The sequence below is a fragment of the Amycolatopsis sp. NPDC104775 genome (genome assembly GCF_055583325.1).
In genome coordinates this window covers 323,557-330,439 of record NZ_JBVJOE010000005.1, presented here as the reverse complement: position 1 = coordinate 330,439, position 6,883 = coordinate 323,557, and the positions used below count along the sequence as shown (strand labels likewise).

General features: G+C 72.9%; 7 protein-coding genes. 1 reads left to right on the top strand and 6 read right to left on the bottom strand.

What is annotated here, in order from left to right; genetic code table 11:
- Positions 1–115: 115 nt before the first annotated feature.
- The 4 genes from ACZ63D_RS24185 to ACZ63D_RS24170 are packed head-to-tail and all read right to left on the bottom strand — an operon-like array spanning position 116 to position 2,146.
- Positions 116–523: an Hsp20/alpha crystallin family protein gene (locus ACZ63D_RS24185; RefSeq protein ID WP_465356605.1), complete on the bottom strand. Its 408-nt coding sequence runs from the start codon at positions 521–523 to the stop codon at positions 116–118.
- A gap of 35 nt (positions 524–558) precedes the next feature.
- On the bottom strand, positions 559–1,140 hold the full coding sequence (locus tag ACZ63D_RS24180) for a flavodoxin domain-containing protein (RefSeq protein WP_465356604.1): 582 nt from the start codon (positions 1,138–1,140) through the stop codon (positions 559–561).
- Positions 1,141–1,163: 23 nt separating this feature from the next.
- Positions 1,164–1,958: a universal stress protein gene (locus tag ACZ63D_RS24175; RefSeq protein ID WP_465356603.1), complete on the bottom strand. Its 795-nt coding sequence runs from the start codon at positions 1,956–1,958 to the stop codon at positions 1,164–1,166.
- Complete coding sequence (locus ACZ63D_RS24170; protein WP_465356602.1) at positions 1,955–2,146, bottom strand: hypothetical protein; 192 nt, start codon at positions 2,144–2,146, stop codon at positions 1,955–1,957. Before ACZ63D_RS24170 ends, ACZ63D_RS24175 begins: the two co-directional genes overlap by 4 nt.
- Before the next feature lie 164 nt (positions 2,147–2,310).
- Here ACZ63D_RS24170 and ACZ63D_RS24165 point away from each other — a divergent pair, with 164 nt between their 5' ends.
- Positions 2,311–3,465 carry a site-2 protease family protein gene (locus ACZ63D_RS24165; RefSeq protein ID WP_465356601.1) on the top strand — a complete coding sequence of 385 codons (1,155 nt, stop codon included), beginning with the start codon at positions 2,311–2,313 and terminating at the stop codon, positions 3,463–3,465.
- On the opposite strand, the gene ACZ63D_RS24160 is transcribed toward ACZ63D_RS24165, so the two are convergent.
- Positions 3,441–5,714: a heavy metal translocating P-type ATPase gene (locus tag ACZ63D_RS24160; protein ID WP_465356600.1), complete on the bottom strand. Its 2,274-nt coding sequence runs from the start codon at positions 5,712–5,714 to the stop codon at positions 3,441–3,443. The two genes, ACZ63D_RS24165 and ACZ63D_RS24160, sit on opposite strands and share 25 nt — an antisense overlap.
- Before the next feature lie 102 nt (positions 5,715–5,816).
- Positions 5,817–6,812 (bottom strand): zinc-binding alcohol dehydrogenase family protein, encoded by a 996-nt coding sequence (locus ACZ63D_RS24155; RefSeq protein WP_465356996.1) that lies wholly within the window; start codon positions 6,810–6,812, stop codon positions 5,817–5,819.
- Positions 6,813–6,883: the final 71 nt, after the last annotated feature.

The following is a 6,883-nucleotide window of genomic DNA, read 5'->3' as shown; positions in this document are numbered from 1 at the left end:
AGGCCCGATTTGTAGTGAGGCAAAAAAGACCTGGGAGGTCTGGTCAGCGCTCGGGGGGGCTCCCCCCGGGGAGAGGGGGGGGGAAGGGCAAAGACTGTCCCCGCCGCCGAGCCCGTCATGCCTTTTCGACGTGGATCGAGACGTGCTTCTCGTGCGGCTGCCGCGCCAGCGGCATCGAAATCTCGAGGATGCCGTCGGTGTACTTCGCGGCGATCTTGGCGGCTTCGGCTCCGGCGGGCAGGCCCACCGTGCGGCTGAACTTGCCGTAGTAGAACTCGCTGCGGCCGTCGGCGTCCTTCTTCGCTTCGCGCTCCGCTTCGATGGTCAGCAGCCCGTCGTGCGTCGTCACCGAAATGTGCTTCTCGGGATCGAATCCTGGCAGCTCGGCCCGCACCGTGTACTTGCCGTCCTCAGTGGACTCTTCGATCCGCACCGGGTTGTGCTCGGCGAACGGCCACGGGCGGTCGAGCCAGGCGGCGATGCTCGGCATCGCCATCCGGGAACCGGGCAACAGTGACGTCATTGCGCGCTCCTTTCTTCGCGAACGGTGTCGCACTTTCATGCAACTCCAGGCGCCCGCCGCGGCGACGCGGCCGGACTGCCCGAAGACGATGGACGAAGGTCACCGGCCGTCCCCGAGCTCAGTTCGCGGGCGATGGCGCGGCCCCAGGCGCGGATCACCGGCCAGTCCCGGTTGTCGCCGTCGCGCACCCGCAGCGCGGCGACCATCGCGCGCTCCGGGAACCGCAGCAGGGACCGGTCGAGCCTGCCGCCGAAGAGCCGGTGCTCCCTCGCTCCGCTGCGGGCCAGCACGTCGGTGACGTCCACCGGTTCTTCGGCGGGTTTCGTCTGTTCCCCCACCGGCCCGCTGGAGAACAGCCAGACCGGGATCCGGGCCAGCTCCTCCTGATGCGCCCGCACCAGCTCGCGGGCGGGTTCTAGCCAGTGTCCGATGTAGACAGCGCTGCCGAGCACCGCCGCGTCGCAGCCGTCGAACGACGTGACACCGCCCGCGTCGGCCACCACGACCTCGGCGGCCGTGCCCGTCTCCGCCAGTTCTCCGCGCAGCGAAGCCGCGATCTGCTCCGCGATTTCGCGGGTCGCCCCGTGCCGGGTCGCCACCGCGACAACGATTCTCATGAGACTCCGTCCTTCCGTCGCGTTCAGCGGGCGACCGCGACCGGGCAGGCCGCGTGCGCCAGCAGCCAATTTCCGGTCGAGCCGAGCCGACCGCCGTGCCCGCGCCCTCCCACGACGACCAGCTGGGCGCCGCGGGAAATCCCGGCGAGTACACGGGCCGCCGACCGAGCCCGTACCGTCTGGACTCGCACCGGGACTCTGGGGTGCTTCCGGGACCACGCGGCGACCTGTTCCCGCACACCGCTTTCCCGCCCGGGGACGCTGTCGTGCCACACGTGCACCGCCTCCACCACCGCTCCGTGCGTTTCGGCTGTGTCGAAGGCGAAAGCCAGCGCCCGTTCGCTGCCGCCGGAATCGTCGGCCCCCACCACCACCGGCCCTTGCGGTTCCGCGCTGCCGCGCACGACCGCCACTGGACAGCGGGCGGACGCCGCGACACTGAGCGCTACCGAACCCGTGACGGCACCCCACACGCCGCCCGCCCGGGGCGCGCCGAGGACGAGCAATCCGGCGTCGTGCGATTGCGCGACGAGAAGCCCGGCCGCGGCTCCGAGCCGGAGGCACATCCGCACCCGGACCCCGGGCACCGCACGGCGCGCTTCGTCCGCCGCCTGGCGAAGCAGCCGATACCCGGGTTCGAGCAGCAATTCCGCCGCGGCGGGCGGTTTCCGGTGCGGCAGCAGGTCCGGGTGGTCGAACAGTTCGGCGCGGAACACCATCAGCCCGCCGCCGCGGCCCCGGGCTTGTTCCGCCGCCCACCGGACCGCGGCCGCCGACTCCGCCGAGCCGTCGACCCCGACGACCACCGGCGGAATCATCGCGGCGGCTCTGCGGCCGGATCTGGGGCCGGCTCGCGAACAACGTCGCGTTCGTTGTCTTTGATCTCCCGCTGTTCCTCGGCGAGAAGATACCGCCGCATCGCCGGGCCGTGCCTGCCGTGCCGGCCGCGCTCGGCGACATTGCGGCGGGCTTCCTCCTCTATGAGAGCCTTTTCCTTCTCGTCCATCGCGTGCCTCCTACGGCCAGGACCGGCTCGTTCCGAAGCCGACGCTAAGACGGCCCGGCCCGCGGTCGCTGCTGGCGGACGTCCGCGGCGCCGGAGTCTTTGGTCCCGCCGCGAGAGGCGCTGCGGCCCTCCCGTCCGCGCCGGTCCAGCGGGAGATTCGGGCCATGACACCCGCGACTTTCCCGCTCGGCCGCGTCGCCGGGATCCGCGTCGGCGCGCACTGGTCCGTACTGATCGTGATGGGCCTGCTGGCCGATCTCCTCGCGACGACCGTCCTTCCGCTCGGCGCGCGCGGCTCGCCGACCGCGATCAACTGGACGGTCGCGGCCGTCAGCGCACTGGTGTTCCTGGCGTCGCTGCTCGTGCCCGAGCTGTGCCACGCGTTCGTCGCACGCCACTACGGGCTCCGCGCGGAGCGCATCACCCTATGGCTGCTCGGAGGGGCCGCCGAATTGCCCGAGGAACCGCCGACCCCGCGCTCGGCGCTGCTGATCGCCGCAGCCGGTCCGGCGGCGAGCGCCGTCGTGGGCGGAGGCTTCCTCGGCGTGGCCGCGCTCGCTTCCCCGGTGCTGCCCGCCGTGGTCACCGTGGCGCTCACCTGGCTCGGCTGGGCGAACGGCGTGCTCGCGGCCTTCAATCTGCTTCCGGGAACACCGCTGGACGGCGGGCGCATTCTCGAAGCCGTCGCGTGGCGGCTGACCGGGAACCGGAGCCGTGCCCGGCGCGTCGCCGCGGCCGGCGGCCAAGTGCTCGCCAGCGCGCTCGCCGCCTTCGGCGCCTGGCAAATTCTCGCGCTGGGCAACCTCGGCGGTCTCTGGATGATCGCCATCAGCTGGTTCCTCGCCGTCGCCGCGCGCTCCGAAATGTCCGCGGCTCCGCTGCGTCAGCTCCTTTCCCAGCTCCGGCTTCGCGACGTCATGAGCACCGACCCGGTCACCGCGCCCGGCTGGTACACCGTGCAGGGCTTCCTCGACCAGGCCGCGCACACGCGTTTCCGCACCTTCCCCGTGGTGTCCTTCACCGGAGCCCCGGTCGGTGTCATCAGTCTGTCCGCGCTCTCGCGAGTGCCGGAAACCGAACGGACCGCCACGCGGCTGGAGAGCGTCTGCCTCACCCCGCCCGCCTGCCTGATCGCCGACCCGGACACTCCGCTCTCCGAAGTGCTCAGCGGCGCGCGGCTGCGCCCCGGCCAAGACTTGGTGCTCGTCGTCGAGCACGGCGAACTCGTCGGGGTCGCGGCTCCGTGCGATCTCGCCCGTGCCCTCGAACTCGCCGGACTCGGCGTGCGGCCCGCTCACGACGCAGGCAGCGTGAAATAGGCTTCTTCCTCCTGCGCGAAATGCAAGGTCAGCACCGCGTCCAGCCCATACAGCGTCGCCCTCAGATCGTCGACCTGATCCGCCTGGATCCCCGACGGCGACTCCACCAGATGCCGTTCCAGCCGCCGCGCCAGCCGAGCGATCTCGGCGTGCGCGCGGCTCATCGGCACCGTGCTCTCCGGCCCGCCCAGTGCACCGGCGAGCGCCGGGTACAGCTCGGTCTCCTCCGCTGTCTCGTGCGGAAGCACTTGCCGCAGCAGCACGTCGCACGCGTGCCGTACGGCACGGTCCGCCTCCGCGGTCGGCCCGCCGGCCAGTGCGTCGGCGGCCTGCCGGATCGCCAGCAACGCGGGCCGCAGCAGTTCGTGCTCGGCCTCGAAGCGGTGCATCAGCTGAGCGGGCGCGGGTGCTGCGATCGCGGGGACCCGCAAGGCGCGCAAGGCGTTGAGGATCACCGCGACGTCGATGCCCTCCTGGACGATCGCGCCCCAGACCGGCGTCAGGAAACCGGCCGCCGCGGCAGCCATCGCCGCTAGCGACAGCGCCACTCCCGCCACCGCGCTCTGCACGGCCAGCCGCCGCGCGCGCCGGGCGATCTCCGCGGCGTCCGCGAGGCGGTCCAGGCGGTCGTCGAGGATCACCGCGTCGGCCGCCTGCGCGGCTGCCGTCGTGCCCCGGGAGCCGAGCGCGACGCCGACATCGGCGGCCGCGAGCGCCGGAGCGTCGTTCACTCCGTCGCCGGTCATCACGACGAGACCGTCCGCACGCGCCGCGGAGACCGCCGCGAGCTTCTCCGCCGGGGTGACCTCCGCCTGCACTCGGTCGAGGCCGAGCAAGGCCGCCACTTCCCGCGCGTTGTCCACCCGATCGCCGGTGAGCAGCCCGATCGTGGTGATCCCGGCCGTCCGCAGGCGGCGAGTCGTCCGAGCCGCGTCGGGACGGATCCGGTCCTTGGCCAGCAGCGCCGCCACCGGCTCGCCGTCCCGTTCGACCCACAGCACCGTCGCCAGGTCCAGCCGTCCCCGGCGCGCCGCGCTGCGCGCCCACGCGGGCGTCTCCCGGTCCGCGGCCAGCCTGCCCACCCGGACCAGGCGCCCGCCGACCCGGCCGCGGACCCCGGAACCGGGCACCTCGCCGACCTCGTCGGCGGGGAGGCGTTCGATCCCAGCCGATTCCGCTGCCCGGACCACCGCCGCGGCCAGCACATGCGGCGAGTAGTACTCGACGCTCGCCGCCAGCTGGAGCGCCTCCTCGGCGGTGTACCCCGGCGCGCACACGACGTCGGTCACCTCGGGCCGCCCGGCGGTGACCGTGCCGGTCTTGTCCATGAGCAGCACTTTGGCCCTGCCGAGCGATTCCAGCGCGGCACCGTCCTTGACGACGACCCCGGCCCGCGCAGTGCGCGACATCCCCGCGGTCACCGCGATCGGAACCGCCAGCAGTAGCGGGCACGGAGTCGCCGTCACCAGCACCGCGACCGCCCGCTCCACTTCACCGCTCAGCAGCCACGCCGTACCGGCCATCAGCAACGCGGCGGGCAAGAACCACACGGCCGCCCGATCCGCCAGCCGGGCGACCGGCGCGGTCTGCGCCGCCGCCGATTCGGCCAGCCGCACCACTCCGGCGTACGTGCTCTCGTCCGCGCTCGCCGCCGCCGTGACCTCCGCCGCGGCTCCGGCGTTCACGACGCCGCTGCGGATCGCGTCCCCGGCAGGGCGGGCCACCGGGAGCGGTTCGCCAGTGAGGGCCGATTCGTCGAACACTCCGGCGGTGGCGAGCGTCCCGTCGACCGGCACGACCTCACCGGGCAGGATGACCACCGCGTTCCCGGCGGCGACTTCACCCGCCGGAATCTCGCGAAGGTCGTCGCCTTCCCGCACGTGCGCCGTCTGCGGCACTCGCTCCAGCAGCGCGGTCAGGTCCCGCGCGGCGCGGCGCTGTGCCCGGGATTCGAGCACCCGCCCGGTCGCGACCATCACCGCGACCACCGCGCCGGCGAGGAACTCGCCGACCGCGAGCGTCGAGCCGAGCGCCAGCACCGCCAGCGAATCCGCGCCCCAGCGCCGGTGCCGAAGGTCCGCGGCCACCCACCAGACGGCGGGTGCCAGCGCCACCGCGGTCGCCGCCGCCCAGCAGACGCCGGAGCCGGGTGTTCGCATCAGCCAGAGGATCCCACCGGCCAGCAACAACGAAGCCACCGTGGCGAGCAAGAGCGATTCGCCCGGCAGTCGTTTCCCTTGACGTGTCATAACGCCTCCCGGCCGCACGATGCGGCAACCGTCCGCTTCGGGAAAGAGTCGAAAGACCACAGCCTCGACCGACCCGCGACCGATCCGTCCATAGTGGACTTTTCAGTCCGCGTACAGGACAGCGGCTCCGGTGACCCGGTCCGCCGCCAGATCCGTCAACGCCTCCGCCGCTGCGGACAACGGATAAGACACAGTCCGGACGTGCAGCCGATGCGCGCCCGCGAACTCCAGGAACTCCCGTGCGTCAGCTCGCGTGTTCGCGGTGACACTGCGGACTTGCCGTTCCTGGAAAAGATGCCGCTGGTACTCCAGCACCGGGATGTTCGAAAGGTGGATGCCCGCGATCGAGAGCGTCCCGCCGCGGTCCAGCGCCGCCAGCGCGACCGGCACCAGTTCCCCTGCCGGGGCGAAGAGGATCGCCGAGTCCAGCGGTTCCGGCGGGGCCTCGGCGGCGTCGCCCGCCGACGCGGCGCCGAGTTCGAGCGCCAGCTTCCGCGCTTGCGGACTGCGAGTCAGCACGTGCACCGTCGCCCCGCGCGCGAGCGCGACTTGCGCGGCGAGGTGCGCGCTGCCGCCGAACCCGTAGATGCCGAGCCGTCCGCCTTCCGGCACCGCCGCGCGCTGCAACGCCCGATAGCCGATCACCCCCGCGCACAGCAAGGGCGCCAGTTCCTCGTCGGAGTACCCGGCAGGCAGCCGATGCGCGAAAGCGGCGGGGACGACGGCGTATTCCGCGTAGCCGCCGTCGGCGTCCCAGCCGGTGTAGCTCGACTCCGGGCACAAGTTCTCCTTGCCGGACCGGCAATAACGGCATTTGCCGCAGGTTCCGCGCAACCAGGCGATGCCGACCCGGTCCCCCACCGCGAACCCGCCCGCCTGCGGCGCGACCACCTCGCCGACGACCTCGTGGCCCGGCACCACTCCCGCCCGGTGCACCGGAAGGTCGCCCTCCGTCACGTGCAGATCGGTGCGGCACACCCCGCACACGCGCACCCGCACCAGCAGTTCGCCGTCTCCCGGCTCCGGGACCGGCATCCGTTCCCGCACCAGCGGCCCGCCAGCCATCGGCCCCGGCGCGCGCACCCGCCAGGCTCGCATTTCCGCGGTCATCGCGGCCCCTCTCGTCCGGAGTGCCCAGTCCAGGATGTCCGGCGGGCGGGACCCGCGGC

Excerpts from the sequence above, each read along its gene's own strand:
- ACZ63D_RS24155 (WP_465356996.1), bottom strand. The coding sequence starts at position 6,812 with ATGCGAGCCTGGCGGGTGCGCGCGCCGGGGCCGATGGCTGGCGGGCCG.
- ACZ63D_RS24170 (WP_465356602.1), bottom strand. The coding sequence starts at position 2,146 with ATGGACGAGAAGGAAAAGGCTCTCATAGAGGAGGAAGCCCGCCGCAAT.
- ACZ63D_RS24160 (WP_465356600.1), bottom strand. The coding sequence starts at position 5,714 with ATGACACGTCAAGGGAAACGACTGCCGGGCGAATCGCTCTTGCTCGCC.
- ACZ63D_RS24175 (WP_465356603.1), bottom strand. The coding sequence starts at position 1,958 with ATGATTCCGCCGGTGGTCGTCGGGGTCGACGGCTCGGCGGAGTCGGCG.
- ACZ63D_RS24180 (WP_465356604.1), bottom strand. The coding sequence starts at position 1,140 with ATGAGAATCGTTGTCGCGGTGGCGACCCGGCACGGGGCGACCCGCGAA.
- ACZ63D_RS24165 (WP_465356601.1), top strand. The coding sequence starts at position 2,311 with ATGACACCCGCGACTTTCCCGCTCGGCCGCGTCGCCGGGATCCGCGTC.
- ACZ63D_RS24185 (WP_465356605.1), bottom strand. The coding sequence starts at position 523 with ATGACGTCACTGTTGCCCGGTTCCCGGATGGCGATGCCGAGCATCGCC.